This is a genomic window from Enterococcus sp. FSL R5-0957 (assembly GCF_038008005.1).
Classification (GTDB): domain Bacteria; phylum Bacillota; class Bacilli; order Lactobacillales; family Enterococcaceae; genus Enterococcus_B; species Enterococcus_B faecium.
Window position 1 is genome coordinate 2505037 of record NZ_JBBOYG010000001.1, and the last position, 20840, is coordinate 2525876.

The 20840-nt window shown below is 40.0% G+C and carries 13 protein-coding genes and 3 pseudogenes; 8 read left to right on the forward strand and 8 right to left on the reverse strand.

The features are described from left to right. Positions 1-19: 19 nt before the first annotated feature. Together rpoB and MKX69_RS12210 are read right to left on the reverse strand one after the other, a co-directional pair. On the reverse strand, positions 20-3637 hold the full coding sequence (rpoB, locus tag MKX69_RS12205; protein ID WP_341010430.1) for a DNA-directed RNA polymerase subunit beta: 3618 nt from the start codon (positions 3635-3637) through the stop codon (positions 20-22). 734 nt (positions 3638-4371) lie between these two features. After that, on the reverse strand, positions 4372-5664 hold the full coding sequence (locus tag MKX69_RS12210) for an ISL3 family transposase (protein ID WP_341008367.1): 1293 nt from the start codon (positions 5662-5664) through the stop codon (positions 4372-4374). A 207-nt stretch (positions 5665-5871) separates the two neighbouring features. Between MKX69_RS12210 and MKX69_RS12215 the strand changes: the two genes are divergently transcribed. The 4 genes from MKX69_RS12215 to MKX69_RS12230 all read left to right on the forward strand — a co-directional run bounded on the left by MKX69_RS12215 (position 5872) and on the right by MKX69_RS12230 (position 9718). Next, positions 5872-6867 (forward strand): ABC transporter substrate-binding protein, encoded by a 996-nt coding sequence (locus tag MKX69_RS12215; RefSeq protein WP_341010432.1) that lies wholly within the window; start codon positions 5872-5874, stop codon positions 6865-6867. A gap of 17 nt (positions 6868-6884) precedes the next feature. Continuing rightward, the gene (locus MKX69_RS12220; protein ID WP_341010434.1) at positions 6885-7790 is read left to right on the forward strand and encodes an ABC transporter permease; all 906 of its coding nucleotides are present in this window, start codon (positions 6885-6887) and stop codon (positions 7788-7790) included. After that, positions 7787-8593 (forward strand): ABC transporter ATP-binding protein, encoded by an 807-nt coding sequence (locus MKX69_RS12225; protein WP_002328805.1) that lies wholly within the window; start codon positions 7787-7789, stop codon positions 8591-8593. Before MKX69_RS12220 ends, MKX69_RS12225 begins: the two co-directional genes overlap by 4 nt. 156 nt (positions 8594-8749) lie before the next feature. Then, entirely contained in the window at positions 8750-9718 is a 969-nt protein-coding gene (locus MKX69_RS12230) for a biotin--[acetyl-CoA-carboxylase] ligase (RefSeq protein WP_341010436.1), read from the forward strand. 316 nt (positions 9719-10034) lie between these two features. Here the strand turns inward: MKX69_RS12230 and MKX69_RS12235 are convergent, their stop codons facing one another. Further along, on the reverse strand, positions 10035-10559 hold the full coding sequence (locus MKX69_RS12235) for a mycothiol transferase (RefSeq protein WP_002300075.1): 525 nt from the start codon (positions 10557-10559) through the stop codon (positions 10035-10037). 286 nt (positions 10560-10845) lie between these two features. Here MKX69_RS12235 and scm point away from each other — a divergent pair. Beyond that, positions 10846-12694, forward strand: a pseudogene (scm, locus tag MKX69_RS12240) (collagen-binding MSCRAMM adhesin Scm). Positions 12695-12848: 154 nt separating this feature from the next. Here scm and MKX69_RS12245 read toward each other — a convergent pair. The 4 genes and pseudogenes from MKX69_RS12245 to MKX69_RS12260 form a co-directional block, all read right to left on the reverse strand. Then, on the reverse strand, positions 12849-13835 hold the full coding sequence (locus tag MKX69_RS12245) for a polyprenyl synthetase family protein (protein WP_002289380.1): 987 nt from the start codon (positions 13833-13835) through the stop codon (positions 12849-12851). Between the two features lie 22 nt (positions 13836-13857). Beyond that, positions 13858-14424: a Gx transporter family protein gene (locus MKX69_RS12250; protein WP_002289378.1), complete on the reverse strand. Its 567-nt coding sequence runs from the start codon at positions 14422-14424 to the stop codon at positions 13858-13860. Positions 14425-14437: 13 nt separating this feature from the next. Next, complete coding sequence (locus MKX69_RS12255) at positions 14438-14854, reverse strand: NusG domain II-containing protein (protein ID WP_002298268.1); 417 nt, start codon at positions 14852-14854, stop codon at positions 14438-14440. Positions 14855-15320: 466 nt separating this feature from the next. Further along, positions 15321-15758 (reverse strand): annotated as a pseudogene (locus tag MKX69_RS12260) (NADH dehydrogenase FAD-containing subunit); the annotation flags it as partial. On the opposite strand from MKX69_RS12260, the pseudogene MKX69_RS12265 reads away from it, so the two are divergent. From MKX69_RS12265 to menA, 3 genes and pseudogenes are all read left to right on the forward strand, one after another. Further along, a pseudogene (locus MKX69_RS12265) lies at positions 15755-16312 on the forward strand (FMN-binding protein); the annotation flags it as partial. The pseudogenes MKX69_RS12260 and MKX69_RS12265 sit on opposite strands and share 4 nt — an antisense overlap. A gap of 89 nt (positions 16313-16401) precedes the next feature. Continuing rightward, positions 16402-17505 (forward strand): FAD:protein FMN transferase, encoded by a 1104-nt coding sequence (locus MKX69_RS12270; RefSeq protein WP_002294811.1) that lies wholly within the window; start codon positions 16402-16404, stop codon positions 17503-17505. Between the two features lie 12 nt (positions 17506-17517). Then, positions 17518-18471, forward strand: coding sequence for a 1,4-dihydroxy-2-naphthoate polyprenyltransferase (menA, locus tag MKX69_RS12275; protein WP_002289029.1), 954 nt, complete (start codon positions 17518-17520; stop codon positions 18469-18471). A 935-nt stretch (positions 18472-19406) separates the two neighbouring features. Here the strand turns inward: menA and gor are convergent. Then, a complete protein-coding gene (gene gor, locus MKX69_RS12280; RefSeq protein WP_002289031.1) occupies positions 19407-20753 on the reverse strand; it encodes a glutathione-disulfide reductase in 1347 nt (448 codons plus the stop codon). Between the last annotated feature and the right edge of the window lie 87 nt (positions 20754-20840).

A 20840-nucleotide genomic window follows, 5' to 3' on the forward strand; every position in this document is an offset into this window, starting at 1 on the left:
TTGCAGCTCATAGACCGGATTAGTCTAAATTATCTTCTGCGGTTTCAAAGTTTTGGATGACATCGTCTTTTTCATCTTCCACTTGTTCAGCAGCTTTCTTTTCTAATTCTTTGGCAGTTTGCTGTTCGGCAAATTTTGTCAAAGCATCAACAGTGATCAAATCGTCGTCTTCATCGTCCATGTCGCGAAGTTCGATCTCTGTTTCTTCGATATCCAAGACACGCATATCCAGACCTAGTGATTGCAATTCTTTCACCAATACGCGGAATGATTCCGGTACACCTGGTTTTGGAATTGGTTCACCCTTGACGATTGCTTCGTATGTTTTCACACGTCCGACTACGTCATCTGATTTGTATGTCAAGATTTCTTGTAAAGTATAAGCCGCACCGTAAGCTTCCAGTGCCCATACTTCCATTTCACCAAAACGTTGTCCACCAAATTGAGCTTTACCTCCCAATGGTTGTTGTGTAACCAATGAGTAAGGTCCGATTGAACGTGCATGCAATTTGTCATCGACCATGTGAGCAAGTTTGATCATGTACATCACACCGACAGACACACGTCCATCAAATGGTTCACCTGTACGTCCGTCGTACAGAACAGTTTTCGCATCGCTGGCCATACCGGCTTCACGAACTGTTTCCCATACGTCTTCATCACTTGCACCATCAAATACTGGCGTTGCTACGTGGATACCTAACTGACGTGCAGCCATACCCAAGTGTAATTCCAATACTTGCCCGATGTTCATACGTGAAGGCACCCCTAAAGGATTCAGCATGATATCGATTGGTGTTCCATCAGGTAGGAATGGCATATCTTCTTCCGGCATAATACGGGATACAACCCCTTTATTTCCGTGACGACCGGCCATTTTATCCCCTTCATGGATTTTACGTTTTTGAACGATATAAACACGAACTAACATGTTTACGCCTGGTGACAATTCATCTCCAGCTTCACGAGTAAAGATTTTCACATCGTGAACGATCCCGCCGCCGCCATGTGGTACACGTAATGATGTATCGCGGACTTCACGAGCTTTTTCGCCAAAGATCGCATGCAATAGACGTTCTTCTGCAGATAATTCTGTTACCCCTTTTGGCGTGACTTTCCCTACAAGCAAATCGCCATCTTGGACTTCTGCACCAATACGGATGATGCCCATTTCGTCTAAATCTTTCAATGCGTCTTCCCCGACATTAGGGATTTCGCGTGTGATTTCTTCAGGTCCTAATTTTGTATCGCGGGCTTCTGATTCATATTCTTCAATATGGATAGAAGTGTATACGTCATCTTTTACCAAACGACGGCTCATGATGATCGCATCTTCATAGTTGTACCCTTCCCAAGTCATGAAACCAACTAAAACGTTTTGGCCTAGAGCCATTTCGCCTTGTTCCATAGATGGTCCGTCTGCCAGAGTATCCCCTTTTTCGACTTTTTCACCTAAATGAACGATTGGACGTTGGTTGTAGCTTGTTCCGGAGTTTGAACGACGGAATTTCGTTACATCGTATTTATCTAATGCACCGTTGTCGCGGCGTACGCGGATTTCAGAAGCATCAACGTATTCAACGACACCATCATGTTTACATAACAAAGCAGCTCCTGAGTCATGCGCTGATTTGTATTCCATACCAGTACCAACCCATGGTGCTTGAGGATTGATCAACGGCACTGCTTGACGCTGCATGTTGGCACCCATCAAGGCACGGTTGGAGTCATCGTTTTCCAAGAAAGGAATACATGCTGTCGCAACGGCAACTACTTGTTTAGGTGATACGTCCATGTAGTCTACTTTATCAATAGATACTTCTAAGTTTTCACTTTGAGCACGAGCCATAACAATGTCTTGAGCAAATGTTCCATCTTCATTCAATGGGCTGTTTGCTTGGGCTACGATGTAATGGTCTTCGATGTCTGCTGTCAAGTAGTCGATTTGGTCGGTTACACGACCTGTTTCGCGGTCTACACGACGATAAGGTGTTTCGATAAATCCGAATTTATTTACTTTCGCATAACTGGACAAACTATTGATCAACCCTATGTTTGGGCCTTCAGGAGTTTCGATCGGACACATACGTCCATAGTGGGAGTAGTGAACGTCACGAACTTCATAACCGGCACGGTCACGAGTCAATCCGCCAGGTCCTAAGGCTGAAAGACGACGTTTGTGTGTCAATTCGCCAAGAGGATTTGTTTGGTCCATGAACTGAGACAACTGAGAAGAACCAAAGAATTCTTTGATACTTGCCACAACTGGACGGATATTGATCAATTGTTGAGGTGTCAATGTTTCAGTATCTTGGATCGACATTCTTTCACGAACCACACGTTCCATACGTGCTAGACCGATACGGAATTGGTTTTGTAAAAGTTCACCGACTGAACGGATACGACGGTTTCCTAAGTGGTCGATATCATCGACATTGCCGATACCTTCCATCAAGTTCAAGAAATAGCTCATTGAAGCAATGATGTCGGCTGGACGAACCGTTTTTACAGCTGCTTCTGGATAGCCGTTTCCAATCACGTTTACTTCACGTTCAGGGTCTCTTGGTGAAAATACTTTGATGACTTGGACAGTCATTGGATCTGTGACCACACCGTCTTCTGATGGATAGTAAGTCACTGAATTTAGGCCATTATCAATGAAAGGAGCTAGTTTTTCCATGACTTGGTGAGTCAGAACTGTTCCTTTTTCAACGATGATCTCGCCTGTTTCTGGATCAACTAATGTTTCAGCTAATGTCAGATTCAATAGACGTGTTTTCAAATCTAATTTTTTGTTTACTTTGTAACGACCAACGTTTGCTAAGTCGTAACGCTTTGGATCGAAGAAACGAGCATTCAGCAAGTTACGTGAGCTATCTGCTGTTTTAGGTTCGCCTGGACGCAAACGTTCGTAAACGTCTTTCAAACCTTCTTCTGTTCTTGAGTCGCTTGCGTTTTTATGCAAGTCTTTTTCGACTGTATTGCGTAATGTTTCGCTGTCACCGAAGATTTCAAAGATCGTATCATCGGAACCAAATCCTAACGCACGAACTAATACGGTTAAAGGAATCTTACGTGTACGGTCGATACGTACATAAGAGATGTCTTTTGCATCAGTTTCCATTTCTAGCCAAGCGCCACGGTTAGGGATAACAGTAGAACCGAATCCTTCTTTTCCGTTTTTGTCGACTTTTCCATGGAAATAGACACCTGGTGAACGGACTAACTGAGAAACGATTACTCGTTCTGCCCCGTTGATGATGAATGTTCCTTGTTCTGTCATTAATGGGAAATCACCGAAGAATACTTCTTGTGCTTTGATTTCGCCAGTCTCGCGGTTTGTCAAACGCAATGTTACATGTAATGGTGCAGAGTAGTTTGCATCATGCGCACGAGCTTCTGCTACTGTATACTTTGGTTCTTTCAATTCATAATCTACAAATTCCAAAGATAGATTGCCATTGAAGTCATCGATTGGCAAAATGTCTTCAAACATTTCTCTAAGTCCCTCATCTAAGAACCATTGGTAAGAGTCTGTTTGAATTTCGATCAAATTTGGTAATTCCAACACTTCACTGATTCTTGCGAAACTTCTACGTTCGCGATGTTTTCCGTATTTTACTACGTGTCCAGCCAAGCTCTTCACCCCTCTAAAATGTCATTCAAAAAGACTACCCGATCAATTGTTACAATAATATTTCAAATATTATTTTTAGGTAACAACAGACATTTTTTGCGGCTTTTAGGCAAAAAAAAACCAAAAATAGAACATTCTCTTGAAACCTTACTTCGTGAGCTTCTACTTTTGTTTCCTTATATTAAAGCCGAAACGGACAATATTTCGTTTCTGCCTTTTCTTCATCAGATAGTTTTTGCAACTTCATATACTACACTTATTTTCTATAAAAGTCAACACTTCCTGGCGTTTCTTCTGCTTTTTCGCAATATTTTCTTAATGTTTTCAATTTTATGTTTTCAATTATCTGACAATTCTTAATTGACAGACCTTTTTATCTCGGTTATACTTTAGAAAATTCATTTTGTGGAGGAACTTCTATGCGAACCAACATCAACCAAATCGCACCAACACAACTGAATAACTTTTACTTTAGCTACTTTAGATAGGTTTGTATTCATCATGATGGATACAAACGTTAAACGACAGTTTGTATCTATGATGGCTAAAGAACTTTGTATTGCAGCAAAAAGCCACGTAGACAAAATGCTAAGTGGCTGAGCAGTGAAAATACAAAGTAAAAGTATCAAGCATTCTACTTTTTCAATTTATTTTGACTCTTTGTCAAATGATGTTGGTAAAGAGAAATCTTAGAATAATTGGAGATCAAGTGGATCAGTTCCTCTTGATCTTTTTTAGTTGAAAATCAATGCGTTGCCATGACGAATCATGATGCGCAATTTGAAATTATAAAAGCTACGAAAGCCATATGCATTTCGTTTTAACACTTTGATATGGTTGTTCAGACATTCAAGTGGGCCATTTGAATAACTTTGTTGTAAAGCATTTTTGATTTGTGGCAGAAATTTCTGGAACGTTCTCAAGGTCGTCTGATAGCCTTCGGGAAGCATGATATTATTGGTAAGTAGTTCTTCAAACGATACGTAGTCTCGTTCCTTTACAGCGTAAAGAAAGTCTTGATATAACTGATAGCCTACACGCAAAGCAGGGCTCCCTTTCAGTAAGCGATCCACAATATCGGTCTCTGTTAAATGAGCTTTGAAGCCAGGTCGCCAAAGGCGTCGAGTATAATCAAGCTTGCGTTCATCTTTTTGAAGAAGTTTCCAGTATCTTTTTAATTGCTTACCTAATTGATAGTGTTTTTGTTCTTTGCTTTTTAATAGTTGGTTCGTTTCTTTGATTCGATGATTGCGAAAGGTACGACCAATATGTTGGACGATGTGAAACCGGTCAATAATCAGCTGTGCTTTTGGAGACAGCTCTTTAACGAGCGATACATAAGGAGCGTACATATCAATCACGATCCATTCGACCGCTTCACGAATTTCTCGTGAAAAATGACTAAAATAACGTTTTAAAAAAGGCAGTTGTCGGTTCTCGACAATGTCCAATAAGCGCTGTGTTTGTCCATCCATCATGATGAAACTCATAGCACCTGAAACACCCCGAACTGATTTGAATTCATCAAAACAAAGTACCTTAGGTAACGGTGTCCGAAAAGGATTCAACGGACGATAAAATCGCTTCATAATACGGTAAACAGAAGAGACCGATAGATTTTTCTGAGCGGCGATCTCTGTCATTGAGGTATTTTTTTTCAGACGAGTCACGACAGACCAGCGGACTTTCTCACTGATGAAACAGTGTTTTTTCGCAACAGAAGTATCTGCGACAAAGGTCCGCTGACAAGCTTTGCATTTGAAGCGTTGCTTTTTCAATTCGAGGTAGGTACGGTATTCAGAAACATCGTTCATTAACAACCGGACGGTTGTTGTACCCCAACGCACAATATCTGAAGCAATCTGGTGTTTACAGTGGATGCATTCTTGGGCTGTATAAATCAAGTTTCCACGATAAATATGACAGATTTGCCCTTTGTATTTTTCTTTTGTGAGACAATTTTCGTTAAAAGTAACTGATAAGTCTAGAATATCTAATGTTTCTTTGATAAGGTGAGTGTAAGACATCTTGATTCCTCCTTTTGGGTTGGTTCGCCAAATTAATTCTAAAGGATTTCAAGGTGTCTTTTCTATATGTTTTGGAAAATAAAAAAGATGCTGGTGTCATCCACCAACATCAAAAAGTATAGAGCCTTTATTTTCCGACTTTTCAATCCATTTGGACATTTTGTCTGAATGGATTTTTTGTTTCCCAAAATTAAGGAGGAAAAAGAAATGAAAAAAAATATATTCATCGGATTAGGCGCTGCCCTGCTACTAGCTTTAGGAGGTTGCGCACAAAAAGACAATTCCGCAGAGGCATCAGATGGACAAAAAACAATTGGCGTATTGCAACTTGTACAACATAACTCGTTAGACGCTGCCTATAAAGGATTCAAAGAAGGATTAGCAGAAGAAGGGTATAAAGAAGGATTAGCAGAAGAAGGGTATAAAGAAGGCGATAATCTAACAATCGATTATCAAAATGCCCAAAACAATCAAGACAACCTGAAAAGTATGAGTGAGAAACTCGTCAAAGAAGATCCTGATTTGCTACTCGGGATCGCCACTCCAGCGGCACAATCTTTATTAAATGAAACAACCACTATCCCGATGACTGTCACAGCGGTCACAGACTTGGAACAAGCCCATTTAGTCACATCCAATGAAAAACCTGGCGGCAATGTGACTGGCACGACAGATATGGTGCCAATCGAAAAACAAATCGGCTTACTGTTAAATATCGTGCCAGACGCCAAAACAATCGGCATCATGTATAACAACGGTGAAGCAAACTCTAAGATCCAAGCTGATTTGGCAGAAAAAGAATTGAAAAAAGCGGGCGTCAAAGTCAAAGTACTGACAGCAAATTCCACAAATGATGTCCAACAAGTGACGAAAAGTCTAGCTAAAGATGTAGATGGAATCTATATTCCTACTGATAACACGTTCGCAAGTGCGGCAACTGTTGTCGGTGAAGTCGCAAAAGAAACAAAAACACCTGTCGTTGCTGGCGCAGTTGATCAAGTCAAAGACGGCGGTCTAGCAACAGTAGGAATCGACTACGAAAGCTTGGGCAAACAAACAGGGATCATGGCAGCAAAAATCTTAGACGGCAAGAAGCCAAGTGAACTTCCTGTCGAAACAGCGAATGATTTGGAACTGTATGTCAATAAAGACATGGCCAAAGCATTAGGCATCAATCCAGACAGCATCAAAGAAGCTGAATAAAACACAGGAGGATTCTCATGACAAATTTGCTCTCTCTTTTCTTATCATCTGCATCGCAAGGGGTCTTATGGGCCCTACTTGCGATTGGTGTATACGTCACTTTCCGTATCTTGGACATTGCCGACTTGACTGCTGAAGGAAGCTTCCCTTTAGGTGCAGGGATCGCGGCAGTAAGTATTACAAATGGCTATCATCCATTGACAGCTTGTCTTCTAGGCTTTTTAGGGGGTGCGGCAGCAGGGCTTGTTTCCGGACTGCTTCACACAAAATTGAAAATTTCCGCCCTTCTTGCAGGGATCATCACCATGACTGGTTTATATTCTGTCACATCCCGTGTGATGGGTGCGCCGAACATCTCTTTATTGGGTCAGCCAACGATCTTTCATTGGGTCGAGTCATTCGGCATAACAAAAGACAACGCTATACTGATCGTCGGTCTGCTTTTTGCTTTGATCGTTGTATGTTTACTTGTTTTGTTCTTACGTACAGAAACAGGACTTGCTATTCGTGCAACTGGCGATAATCTGGCAATGAGCGAAGCAAACGGGATCAACACAGATAATATGAAGATCATCGGTTATATGATTTCTAATGGATGCATTGCTCTTTCTGGCTCCTTGCTTGCGCAAAACAACGGCTTTGCTGATTTGAATTCTGGTATTGGAACGATCGTAATTGGACTTGCTTCTATTATCATCGCAGAAGTTTTGTTACGTAACCAGCCACTATTTCTCCGTCTCTTGACTGTCGTTTTAGGTGCGGTCATTTACCGCTTTATTTTGGCGTTAGTCTTCGAACTGAATGTTGAACCAAGTGATTCGAAACTTGCTTCTGCTTTCGTGCTAGTGATCTGTCTTTCTTTCCCGCAGATCCAGCAAAAATTCCATTTACCTCAAAAAAAGAAAGGCGGTAGTGTCAAATGAATGACGTCTTAACATTGGAAAATCTCCATCATACCTTTGAAAAAGGAACGATCAACGAAAATCATGTCCTGAAAGGCATTAATCTTTCCTTAGATCCCGGCGACTTCGTGACGATCATCGGTGGAAATGGGGCTGGTAAATCTACTTTGCTGAACAGCATCGCCGGTACATTTTCTGTCGATCAGGGACAAATTTTATTGAATGGAAAAAATATCACGAAAAAATCTGTTGTCGAACGTTCGAAATCCATCAGTCGCGTATTCCAAGATCCTAAACTAGGGACAGCCGTTCGTTTAACGGTAGAAGAAAATCTTGCTCTTGCTATGAAACGAGGAAAAAAACGCGGCTTCTTCCGTGGTGTCAAACCACAAGACCGAACATTTTTCAAAGACCAGCTGGCTCGGCTAAATTTGGGGTTGGAAAATCGTTTATCCTCAGAAATCGGTTTGCTGTCTGGAGGACAACGTCAAGCTATTACGCTATTGATGGCCACATTACAGCGTCCAGAACTGATCTTATTAGATGAACACACTGCAGCGCTTGACCCTGCTACTTCCAAAACGGTGATGGAATTGACAGAAAAGCTGATCACTGAGCAGAATCTCACTGCTTTTATGGTCACTCATGACATGGAAGACGCGATCCGCTATGGGAATCGACTGATCATGCTGCATCAAGGAAGGATCGTCGTAGATATCCAGCAAGAGGAAAAACAGCAGCTCACAGTGCCCCAATTATTAGCGTTGTTCAAACAAAACAGCGGCACGGCATTAAAAGACGATCAAGTACTTTTATCTTCATAATCAGAAAGAGGCTGGGACAAAAAATGAACACCCATCCTCTTCTTTTTTCTCTTTCCTTCTTTCGTTTTTGCTTTATGTATCAACCGTTGTTTCTTCGAAAACTATTTTGTTCTCTCCTTCTTCCTGATAGAATGGATGGGAAAGGAGCTTGATGCCATGACAACGAAAGACAAGGTACTTCAATTATTGAAAAAGACACCAGATTTTCTTTCCGGAGAAAAGTTGGCACAGCAACTGGAAGTTTCCCGGACAAGTATTTGGAAAGTCATCAAAGAATTGGAAAAGGCAGGCTATCGTTTTGAGCACGGGCCTACAGGGTATCGTTACCTGCCCTCTGACGTACTAGATGCAAAAGAAATCCAGCAAGAGCTACGGTCGTTTATTCCTGATTTGAAAGTACAAACGATGTTGACTTCTGAATCTACGATGAAAGATGCCAAACTGGCAGCAGCTCAAGGAGATTCTGTTTCGAAGTTATTTGTTGCTGATACACAAGAACAAGCTCGTGGACGTTTTGGACGGCCTTTTTTCGCTGAACCTGGACGAGGAATCTACATGAGTCTCTTGCTCCATCCAGACAAACGGTTTGATGAATTGCCTCAATATACGATCATCGCAGCCAGTGCCTGTGTGAAAGCCATTGAATCTGTAACCGGTCGTTCTGCTTCGATCAAATGGGTCAATGATATCTACATGGATGGAAAAAAAGTCTGTGGGATTTTATCTGAAGCAGTCAGTGATATGGAAAGCGGCAGGATCAGTCATATCATCATTGGGATCGGGCTTAATTTTTCTGTTCCTCAAAATCATTTTCCAGCTGATCTCCAAGAAAAAGCCATCTCTGTCTTTCCCGACGGACAAGCTAGTGTCACAAGGAATCAGCTAATCAGCAAAATCTGGCAAGAATTGTTCACTTATCTTTCTCACCCAGAAAAAGCGTTGGACTTCTATAAAGAAAAATCATTCGTATTGGGAAAAACCGTGTCGTTCAATCAAAAAGGAACGACTTATGTCGGTCTTGCAAAAGAAATCGGTGATCATGGCGAACTGATCGTCCAAACAAATGAACAGAAGATGAGTTTGTCTTCTGGCGAAATCAGTCTCACATCTATCCGTACGCAATAATTATCAGATTTCACAAAAGGACACCTGATCTCATACAGTGTCCTTTTTTCTGAATTCTCTTCAAAAGACTCTCCTTATTCTATCAGCTGACAGTTTCTCTATCCTCTAGAAAAAGGTATTCTAAAAATATCTATAAAGCATGGTACACTTTCTTTAAATGAATCAATGCAAAAAACAAGAGAGTCATCAGTTTACACGATCAAAAGAGATAGCAGACCGCTTCCTTTTTCAATCTTATAGATAGACCATGGGTAACGATAAAAACAAAAAAGAACTTGCGACTTATTTTGCCGTAAGTTCTTTTTTAGCTAGTGCCTTAATCTCTTAATCCCAACAAACGTCTCGCATAGATCACCTGACCAGAGTGCATAGCAGCATCATCAATAATAGAAACGAGACGCATTCCTCGTGTGACTGGTGGTGTCCAGTTCTCGTCAATTACTTCATCTAGCTCGGAAGGTTCCAGCCTTCTTAAGTAAGAAATAGCAAAATCAGCAGCTCCTCGCAAGTATCCTAGCAGATCTTCTATTTGATTAGCTTGGATCTGCTTTGCTTGTTCCAGACTATGCTTCCAATCTTGTTCGTTATCTGCTATCGTCATCGGAAACCGGCTTTCCCAGTCTTGACTATGCCAAATTGGAGAGATTCCTGCTAAATCAGCAATCTGGAAATCTAATTCTCGAGCGGTATGCCAAGCCAGCCAAGTCATTGATTTGATCTGCGGGGCTCTATCTTCCACTGGAAAACGATTGGCCTCCTCAATAGAGACGCCTTCAAACAAACGTTCAAACCGATCGTATGCCCGATCCACACTCTCGCAAAGCATATCTAAATAATCCATTTATTTTCCTCCTTTTTATTTATCCTACTTACTTTTTCCTAATTCTAGGATACCTACTTATATGTTACTACACACCCTTATTTTTTACACTTTAACAGTCACCATCATCAATAGTTTGGAGATTGAAAGAAAAAGATAGTGTCGAACTATCAATTGAACAAGAAGCAACAATATGAACGTTTCATTAATATTCTTTAAATAAACAATGATTTTTCAAACGAACAGTTTAAGCCTAGGAGAAAAAGAGTATAATAGGAAAATGTTTGAAAGGAAAGGAAGGGGAAAAATGAAAAAAAGGGCAAGTTTACTAGTCCTAGTTGCTTTGTTGTTCAATATCTTTTCGTATGGTGTGGCCGTTTCAGCGGAAACATACATTCCTAAAGACCCTGGGAATATTTATAATGATCTAACCGGTAACTATGGCTTGTTAGGAATTGCTAGTCAATTCCACGTATTTGCTAAAAATAAAACAACTGTGAATGCACATACAGACGGAAATATAGCAACACATGAACTTGATGCAAAAAAATAATTTTGGTACAGAGCTTCATGAAGGTTTATTGAACCAAGAAATAAATTATATACAAAAAACTGATTCTTTCGCTAATTCTTCAGGCATACCTACAGGTGGCACAAGAATGAATAAATTTGTCGTTGGCAGTAACGTGGATGTAGCACTTCAAGATGGTCATCCTACAGTCAATGGATCCAGGCTTGATCACTTAACTCCAGATGATTTTTATAAAGATCGTGCTGGGCATGAATATATTGATTTCGAGCAGGAATTTGCTAAATTGAATGTAGCAGCAAATGATCTTGCAACGATCACTCCAGCGAAAACATATACTGCTGAAGATTTTCCAGACATGAACAATCGGACAATCGATTTAACTGGTTTATCAGATACCGGGTTTTTATTGGTAAATATCGATGCAGAAGTGTTAACGATGAATACGCCACTTCAAATCATTAATCCAAATGATCAAGTAGTTGTATTTAATGTCATCAACAGTTCTTCTGCATTGAACGTACAGTCACCAATCAAATACAATGATCGTTCAAATCATGAAACAGAAGATTTTTCGGATGCGAATATCTCTTGGAATTTTGGAAATGAGATGACTGATTTGACAATCAGTGCTCCTTTTCAAGGAACAATCCTTGCGCCTAATGCTACTATCCGCATTACTCAAAACCAAGACGGAACGATTATAGGGACAAATGTGATTTTAGATGCAGCTACCAATCGTTGGGATCCTAACGAAATATTTATCAGCTTCAAGTGACAGTACAGATACTACCTCTACCACAAGTGATAGCACGGACACATCAGCTTCAAGTGACAGTACAGATACTACCTCTACCACAAGTGACAGCACGGACACGTCAGCTTCAAGCGACAGTACAGGTACTAAAACCACAAGCGACAGCTCAGATTCAACTACCACTACAAGTGATAGCACGGACACGTCAGCTTCAAGTGACAGTACAGATACTACCTCTACCACAAGTGACAGCACGGACACGTCAGCTTCAAGTGACAGTACAGATACTACCCTCTACCACAAGTGACAGCACAGACACGTCAGCTTCAAGCGACAGTACGGATACATCTACCACTACAAGTGATAGCACGAACACGTCAGCTTCAAGTGACAGTACAGATACTACCTCTACCACAAGTGATAGCACGGACACATCAGCTTCAAGTGGACAGTACAGATACTACCTCTACCACAAGTGACAGCACGGACACGTCAGCTTCAAGCGACAGTACGGATACATCTACCACTACAAGTGATAGCACGAACACGTCAGCTTCAAGTGACAGTACAGATACTACCTCTACCACAAGTGATAGCTCAGATTCATCAACTTCAAGCGATAGTACAGACACGTCGTCTACCACAAGCGATACACGTCATGCAAGTGTCTCCTTCTCAAAAACAAGTTCGGATAACAGGACGAACTTTAACTTAACTAATAAAACAAGCAATGACAATGGAAACAAATCAAAAAGAGCACTTCCTAAAACTGGAAGTCAATCGAATAATTGGATAACACTCGCAGGCGTTATATTACTTGTAATCGGTTTAAGAATCACTTTTATGAGTTATAAGAAATCGAAAAGGTAAAAAAATATTCAAGATAATAAAGAGCAACGTCGCTAACGGACGTTGCTCTTTATTTTTGCTTTTTATCATAAATACAAGAACTACAATTCAATTTGTCAAAAAACACGTAGATTTCCTTCTGAGAAATTTATTTACGTATCGAACCTTTCCCTATTCAGTCTTTGCGATCCAAAATCAGTTGGGTAAGGGAAAAGAGATTCTCTTTTGTTCGAAGAGAGGTGGCAGGTAATTTCTTTATTTCCTTCAAAGCCTTTTCTGTGTAAGAGGCCGCTAACTTCCTAGCTTCTTCCACGCCTCCTGTATGTTCAACGATTTTGCGTACGGCGTCGACATCTTCTTCTGTCATTGCCGCTTTCTTCTCTAAATAAGGTAGTAGCTTTGGTTTGTTTTTTTGCAAAGAGTAGATCAACGGTAAAGAATAGACCCCTTGACGCATGTCTTCTAGTACAGGTTTGCCGATTTCCTGGCTCTCTTTTGTATAATCTAAAATATCATCGATAATCTGAAAGGCCATCCCGATAGAAAGTCCGATATCTCCTGCTTTTTTTGCGAAGCGCTCGCTTGTTCCACTTTCAAAAGCGCCAACAGAACAACTTAATTGGAACAGTTCAGCTGTCTTACCTGAAATATTTTCCAAATATTCTTTTACAGAAAGTTCATAATTATAGCGATCATCCATCTGCCCTAATTCGCCATTCAATACTTTTTCCATACTGCGAGAATTCAATTGGAGACTTTTCAAGGAAGTGGAGTAATCAGACAATAGTTTAAAACAACAGACAAATAAATAGTCTCCTGCATAGACAGAAACGACATTACCAAACTGACTACGGATATTAGGCTGACCACGTCGCAGATCCGCTTCATCAACGATATCATCATGGATCAGTGTGGCCGTATGGAGCATTTCGATAGAAGCTGCCAAAGCGATGGCTTTGTCTCGATCTTGCTCTGGTCCAAATTGTGAGAACAATAGCTGATAGGCAGGACGCAACAGCTTTCCGCCGGCATGGATCGTTTCTTTGATTGCTTGTTCGACAGGTTTGTTTTTCAGGCGGACAGTTTCTTCCATCCGTTTTAGTGTTTCTGTCAATTCTTTACTTAAAGCAGGATAGTTTTCCCACATTGGATGTAGCTTCATAAAAAAACTCCTTGTGTGACGATTATTTTTTGGTAAACATTGGGCTCCATTTTTGTTTGGTTCCCTGCTCATAATCTTTTTGGAATCGTTGAAGTGTCTGCACATGTCGTAAAAGATAATTCGCTGCGATCCCGATTGCAATCCCTGATAAAATCCCTAAAACTGAAAGGACTGGCAAGTACAACATGACTGTCCATGATTGTGCAATGAAAGAAGCCATCAAAAGCTGTCCGACATTATGCATGAAACCGCCGGCCGCACTAATTCCGATGATACTGACACGTTTTGGTCCTAATTGCTTGACCAATAACATTCCAAAATAACTAAGCAAAGCACCACTCATACTATAAAGGAATGTGGAAATCGTTCCGCCTAGCAAAGTAGTCAGGAATAGTCGTAGCCAAAGTAGTAAGAAGCTGTCTCGTTTTTTCATGGTAAAAATGGCAACGATCGTGATTAGATTGGCTAAGCCTAGTTTTGCACCAGGCGCAAAAGAAAAAGGATAAGGGATCATATTTTCCAATAAACCAATGATCACTCCTTGTGCAACAAGTAGCGAAATATAAATCATTTTTTGTAATTTACTCATGGTGTGTGAAGGTCTAATAAATCAGACTGTCTTCGTCACCCCCATCTGTTGATCGGACCTCGATCACTAATTTATGTGGTAAACAAACAATGGTTTCGCCATTTTTCGTTGCCCAGCCTCGACGTACGCAGATCTGGTCATCGCAATCTGCTTCTTTTATCCGTACTCGATCGCCATCTATCTCGATCAAGTTATAATCTCCGTGTTCATCTTTGTAAGTATATGTGTAGCTCTCTTCTCCAGCCATCAAAGGGAATGTTTTGATTTCTGTGCCATCCACACGCAGTACCGCTTCTTTTTCTGCTGTTGCGGTGTTTTGCTGAAGACCAAAAATCATGACTGGTAAAAAAGAAAGAACAGTCAAAAGCAAAATAATAAAAACATCCCAAGGTTTGAGCAGACTTTTTTCAGCAAATTCTTTAAGGCTCATTTTTGTTCTCCTTTTTCCAGATTAACTCACCCAATTTTAGCATAAAAACAAGAGGTTGTGACACCTGTGTCTTGCTTTGAGTAATAAGAACGAAGAATAGAAAACAGCTTTCCATGTTTTCTAATTCTTTGGGCTTATTACCGAGAAGCAGCAGGTGGAACACCGTTTATAACAAGATGTTGTGACAGAAGTGGGCAACTTCAAGAAATAAGAAGGAATTTACGAAAATTACTTTTCAAGTTTTTGTGAAATTTCGGCTTATTTTTCGAAGAAGCTACTTCTGGAACACCGTTTATAACAAGAGGTTGTAACAGAGGTTGCGACACCTGTGTCTTGCTCATGGAGGCTTATCTCGGGCATCTTATTCCTTTAATTTTACATAAAAAGGAGGCTGTGACGGTTTGTCTCAGCCCCTTTCTATTGAAATCTTGCATTCAAGTAAAGTTGTTCATCTATTTTTGTCTATTTATTTCTTGCCGTACTGGGAACTTGGTCTACCGTACCACCAATTACCTAGTGTACGTTGTAGCCATGGAATTACCCAGCGATCCAACCCAATCGCATGTCCGGAACCGTTCATCAATGCGAAAGCAACAAAAATGAACCAAATGTTTACCCAGTAAAACATGCCTGATAAGCAGAACGTGATCACCAATACAATCGTTGTCGCACTGCATAACCATGTGAATAATCCAGCAATCAATGCTAATGCCAAGGCAATTTCAAAGAATACCATGAATTTTTGGAAGAACATTGCTACATCATTGTTTGGCATGATCACTTGCATGATCTTTGTGAACCAGTCTGGTGACTTCTCAATCACAGCCATTGGTTCTTCACCGTATGCATAACTCAAACCAAAATGTGCAGCTTGAGTCGCTGCTTCTCCGGCACTTGCCCCTGCCTGAGTTGAACGACCAATTCTTAAAAGCACAAAGCGCAAGCGGTGTGGAAGTCGTAACTGGAGCTACTCACTCATCTGAAAGCTTCCAAAACTACGCACAACAATTGATCCAAGCTGCTCAAGCTGGTAACACAGATACAATCGAAATCGACAATGGTGCTGATTTGAAAGACGGCACTTACAAGCTTGAAGAAAAGAACTACTCTAACGGCTACCGTGTGCAATTCGAAATGACAGTTGCTGGCGGCAAAGTAACTGAATCAAACTTTGATTATATCGACAAAGACGGTAAATCAAAACAAGATGATACAGAATATAATGAAAATATGAAAGCAAAAAGCGGTACAGAACCAAAAACTTACATCCCTACTCTGAACGACGAATTCGTCAAAGCAATGGGCGAAGAAGATGGCTCACCTGCTGATGTAGAAGTTGTTACAGGTGCTACACACAGCTCACATTCATTCATCATGTACGCACAACAATTAGTGAATGCAGCTGAAAAAGGCGACACTCAAACAATCGAAGTAGATAATATCGTAACAGAAAAATAATCATATAATTTTACTAATAAAAGTTGGAGGGTGGGACGATAGCCAAATTAGGCAGTCGTCTCACCTTTCAAAATGAAGAGAGGAAAAAAATGCGGAAAAAACTATTATTTTCCTTAATCACACTGGGCATCTCTTTTATGGTGCTAACTGGATGCAGCAATTCAGCAAATAAAACAACCACTGAAAGTTCTGCAGCTACCAAGATATTGAAAGATCCATATTCTGATGAACAGTTCTTGTTAGGGACTTACGTTCGTATCCGTGTGTATGATGAAGGCAAAGAATCAGCATTGAAACCTGCCTTCGATCGAGTAAAAGAACTTGGTGATAAAATCACGATCAATCAAAAAGGTTCTGAGATCGATGAAGTGAATGAGCAAGCTGGGATCAAACCAGTAAAAGTTTCTGATGACGTCTACACGTTAGTCAAGCGGGCCTACGAATATAGTCAAGATTCTCAAGGCGGATTCGATATGGCGATTGGTGCAATCACACAATTATGGCGAATCGGTTTTGATGACGCCAGAAAACCTTCCCAAGAAGAAATCGATCAGGCATTGAAATTAGTGGATTATCATAAGATCGAACTAAATGACAAAGAAAAAACTGTTTATCTAAAAGAAAAAGGAATGATCATCGATTTAGGTGCAATCGCCAAAGGTTACATTACGGACGAAGTAGTGAAAGTCTTGAAAAAACAAGGAGTGACCACTGCCATCGTTGACTTGGGCGGTAATGTCTATGTCTTAGGCCACAGCCCAAGAGGCGAAAACCAAGACTGGACAGTCGGCATCCAAGATCCGAACATGGCTCGCGGATCTGTTTTAGGTTCTATTAAAGAACGGAACAAAACATTAGTTACCTCTGGAATTTACGAGCGTTATTTAGAAGTAGATGGCAAAAAATACCATCATTTGTTTGATCCAAAAACGGGTTATCCGTTCGACAATGATATCGCAAGTGTCACGATCATAACAGATAAATCAATTGATGGTGACGGGTTGTCTACAGCAGTCTTTTCAATGGGTGTGAAAAAAGGACTGGAATACGTCGAAAGCGAATTGAATAACGGGACGGAAGCGATCTTCGTGACAAAAGACGATAAAGTATATGTGACCGATCCAATCAAAGACACCTTCAAATTATCGGAGGACTCCCATTACACGATGGGTGACCGTTCTGAACTAAAATAAGGAGTACGAACCATGACACTAAAAATCTTTTTAGAAGTAGTTGAAATACGAACAAAGGTGGCTAGTGTATTTCCTTTTGCGGTAGGGGTATTATTCTCTATCGCTTTTTTTCATGAGATACATTGGCTAAACACTTTTTTATTTTTTATTGGAATGCTAGTTTTTGATTTAGCGACTACCGCTATCAATAATTACATGGATTATGAAAAGGCTCATTCTGAAGTATATAAGTATGAAGAAAATGTCATTGGCCGCAGAAATCTATCTCCTGTATTGATTCGAAACATGATTTTAGCTATGATTGCATTTGTTTTTGTTATCGGCGTTATTTTAACGATCAATACGGGTTGGCTTTTACTTTTGATGGGATTTATCTGTTGTTTTATTGGAGTATTCTATACATTCGGACCGATTCCTTTATCTCGAATGCCTTTAGGGGAAATTTTCAGTGGGGTGACTATGGGCCTTGGAATTTTTGCCATGGTCGTTTATGTCAATACATTCGGTTCAGATGTCTATGATCTGACAGTCAACTTTTCATCTGGACAATTTGCTTTGGTAGGAAATCTTTGGGCTATAGCAGCAATCGTATTAGCTTCCTTACCCTTGGTGTTTACGATTGCCAATATCATGTTGGCTAATAATTTGCGGGATCTTGACCGTGATATTGAAAATCATCGCTATACACTAGTTTTTTATATCGGACGCCCTGCAGGGACAGTGTTATTCCAACTATTGATGTATGCTTGTTATTTTGTGATTTTGATGGGACTGTTGAGTGGTATCTATGAATGGCCGATCTTAGTCACCTTCTTGACTTTGCCAATTGTGAAGAAGCATTTGGATCAATTCAAGCAAACGTTACCCCAGCCTATCAGTTTCAGCTATTCCATCAAAAATATGGTCTTATTCAATGCCAGTTATGTATTGGGGCTATTACTAACAATCATTATGCAAGCCATTTAACAGCATGAAGAGGTTGTGAAAAAGCTGCCCTGCATCAAGTAATAAGAACAGCCAAATAAAAATAGCTCCTTATATTTTTCGTTTGGTTGGGCTTATTACCCCAGATGCAAGCTTTTGAACACCGTTTATCGAGAGGTTGTGAAAAAGTCGCTTAGTTTCGAGTATTAAGAAAAATTTTGTGAAAATGGCTTTCCACATTTTTGCATAAATTTGGCTTAATACCGAGAAACTGGCTTTTGAACACCGTTTATCAGAGGTTGTAAAATCAGCGTTTTGTCCTGAGTATTAGAGAAACAAATGGAAAAATAGTCCCTCATATTTTGCCGTTTTTTGAGCTAATACCGAAGGACAGCTGATTGTACACCGTTTAAGAAAGAGGTCGTGAGTCTGCCGTTTAGCTCCGAGTCGCAAGGAACAAGTTCAAAAAACAGCTTCTCATGTTTTATGAATATTGTGTCTTGTGATTGGGAGTTGGCAGGAGAACACCATTTGTTCGGAAAAAGTGACTAACTATGACACAACTTTTTTCACAGTCCCTTTTTTCACTTGATTTGATTCGTACCAGCGAACTTGACGAGAACTTTCTTGGTTTGGTAACTATATGGTATTCTTTTAACATCCTCGTTTGCTTCTTCTAATTTATTTATACAAAGTCACACTTTTTTAATCATCTGTTCTTCGATACATTTCTATTTCTTTTAAACATCGATACCAATATTTTGAACTTAAGAGTGCATACCAAATGTATTCATTTACTCTTCGTCAGTTACGAAGATAATCAAAATCTCCAACTTCCCTACTTATTTCGTTTTGAGAATTATCGAAGCAATCTTACATAAATAACTAAAAAACAAAAAACCAGAAAATCAGTATACTGATTTTCTGGTTTTACATGGTTTGTTCAATAAAAAGCTGTTGGAACTGTTAATATTAAATTATCGCATCGTTACGAATTCTTCCGCTCCTGTTGGATGGATGGCTACTGTATTGTCAAAGTCTTCTTTAGTTGCACCCATCTTGATAGCCACGGCAAAACCTTGCAGCATCTCATCGACACCAACACCAATAGCATGTAAGCCGACGATTCTTTCTTCTTTTCCGACACAGATCAATTTCATTTCGCATTTTTGGCGATAATCATTTAATGCAAAGTACATTGGGGTAAAGCGTGAACGATAAACTTTCAATTCATTTTCGCCATATTTTTCCAATGCTTCTTCTTCTGTCAAACCAATTGTTGCAATTGGTGGATGCGTAAAGACGACTGTCGGAACAAGTTTATAGTCAAGATAAGAATCTTTCTTTCCATTAAATAAACGTTCTGATAAACGTCTACCAGCTGCGATTGCAACAGGAGTCAGATCTAATTTACCGATCACATCACCAACAGCAAAAATATGTTCATCCGTTGTATTTTGGTATTTATCTACTTTGATAAACCCTTTTTTGTCCAATTCCACATTTGTATTTTCCAGACCTAATTTTTCGGTATTCGGTACACGTCCACCGGCAAAAAGTACACAATCACCAGTTAAGGTTTCACCATTTTCAAATAGCACCGTATATTCGTCATTGTTTTTAGTAATTTCTTTAGCAATATGATGTGCGTAAGTTTTTATTCCAGCTTCTTGGTACATTTGGATCAAATTGTCCGAAAGCATTTTATCAAACGTTCTAAGTGGTCGTTCTTTTCGATATGCCCACATGACTTCACTACCTAAACCACGAAATACACCTGAAAGTTCAGCCGCAATGTATCCAGCACCTAAAACGATTGCTCTCTTAGGTAACTCTGTTAATTCAAAAAATCCATTTGAATCAATGGCGTATTCTCCACCAGGAATGGTCATTTTACTTGCACGGCCTCCAGTAGCGATCAAGATTTTAGGAGCACGATAGGTTTCACCGTTTACTTCGATCGTTTGACTATCGATAAAAGTAGCGTAACCTTTTATAGCCTCGACATGATTGCTATCTAATCCTCTTTGATAAGCACCGTGTAGAAAATCAATATATTTTTCTCGTCTTTCTACTAGACCGGCGAAATCAACATTTTTTAAATCTGCTTGGATACCGTAACTTGAGGCATCTCGTTCAATTGTTTCCAAAATCGTACTTGCTTGCCACATAACTTTTTTAGGTACACAACCGACGTTGACACATGTTCCGCCCAATTCATTCGCTTCAATCAGCAAAACTTTTGCGCCATGCATCCCTGCTCTGTTTGCTGAAGCAATACCGCCAGAGCCGCCACCAATTACGATGTAATCATATATTTGCATTTTGTTCCTCCTTATTGAAGAGATCAATCAAAACCTTTATTTAACGATCCTTTTTCTACAGAAAACAAGTGTAACACTTTTCTTGAA

Coding starts and splice junctions, on each gene's coding strand:
- MKX69_RS12210 (WP_341008367.1), bottom strand. CDS start 5,664: ATGTCTTACACTCACCTTATCAAAGAAACATTAGATATTCTAGACTTA.
- MKX69_RS12215 (WP_341010432.1), top strand. CDS start 5,872: ATGAAAAAAAATATATTCATCGGATTAGGCGCTGCCCTGCTACTAGCT.
- MKX69_RS12220 (WP_341010434.1), top strand. CDS start 6,885: ATGACAAATTTGCTCTCTCTTTTCTTATCATCTGCATCGCAAGGGGTC.
- MKX69_RS12225 (WP_002328805.1), top strand. CDS start 7,787: ATGAATGACGTCTTAACATTGGAAAATCTCCATCATACCTTTGAAAAA.
- MKX69_RS12230 (WP_341010436.1), top strand. CDS start 8,750: ATGACAACGAAAGACAAGGTACTTCAATTATTGAAAAAGACACCAGAT.
- MKX69_RS12235 (WP_002300075.1), bottom strand. CDS start 10,559: ATGGATTATTTAGATATGCTTTGCGAGAGTGTGGATCGGGCATACGAT.
- MKX69_RS12245 (WP_002289380.1), bottom strand. CDS start 13,835: ATGAAGCTACATCCAATGTGGGAAAACTATCCTGCTTTAAGTAAAGAA.
- MKX69_RS12250 (WP_002289378.1), bottom strand. CDS start 14,424: ATGAGTAAATTACAAAAAATGATTTATATTTCGCTACTTGTTGCACAA.
- MKX69_RS12255 (WP_002298268.1), bottom strand. CDS start 14,854: ATGAGCCTTAAAGAATTTGCTGAAAAAAGTCTGCTCAAACCTTGGGAT.
- MKX69_RS12270 (WP_002294811.1), top strand. CDS start 16,402: ATGCGGAAAAAACTATTATTTTCCTTAATCACACTGGGCATCTCTTTT.
- menA (WP_002289029.1), top strand. CDS start 17,518: ATGACACTAAAAATCTTTTTAGAAGTAGTTGAAATACGAACAAAGGTG.
- gor (WP_002289031.1), bottom strand. CDS start 20,753: ATGCAAATATATGATTACATCGTAATTGGTGGCGGCTCTGGCGGTATT.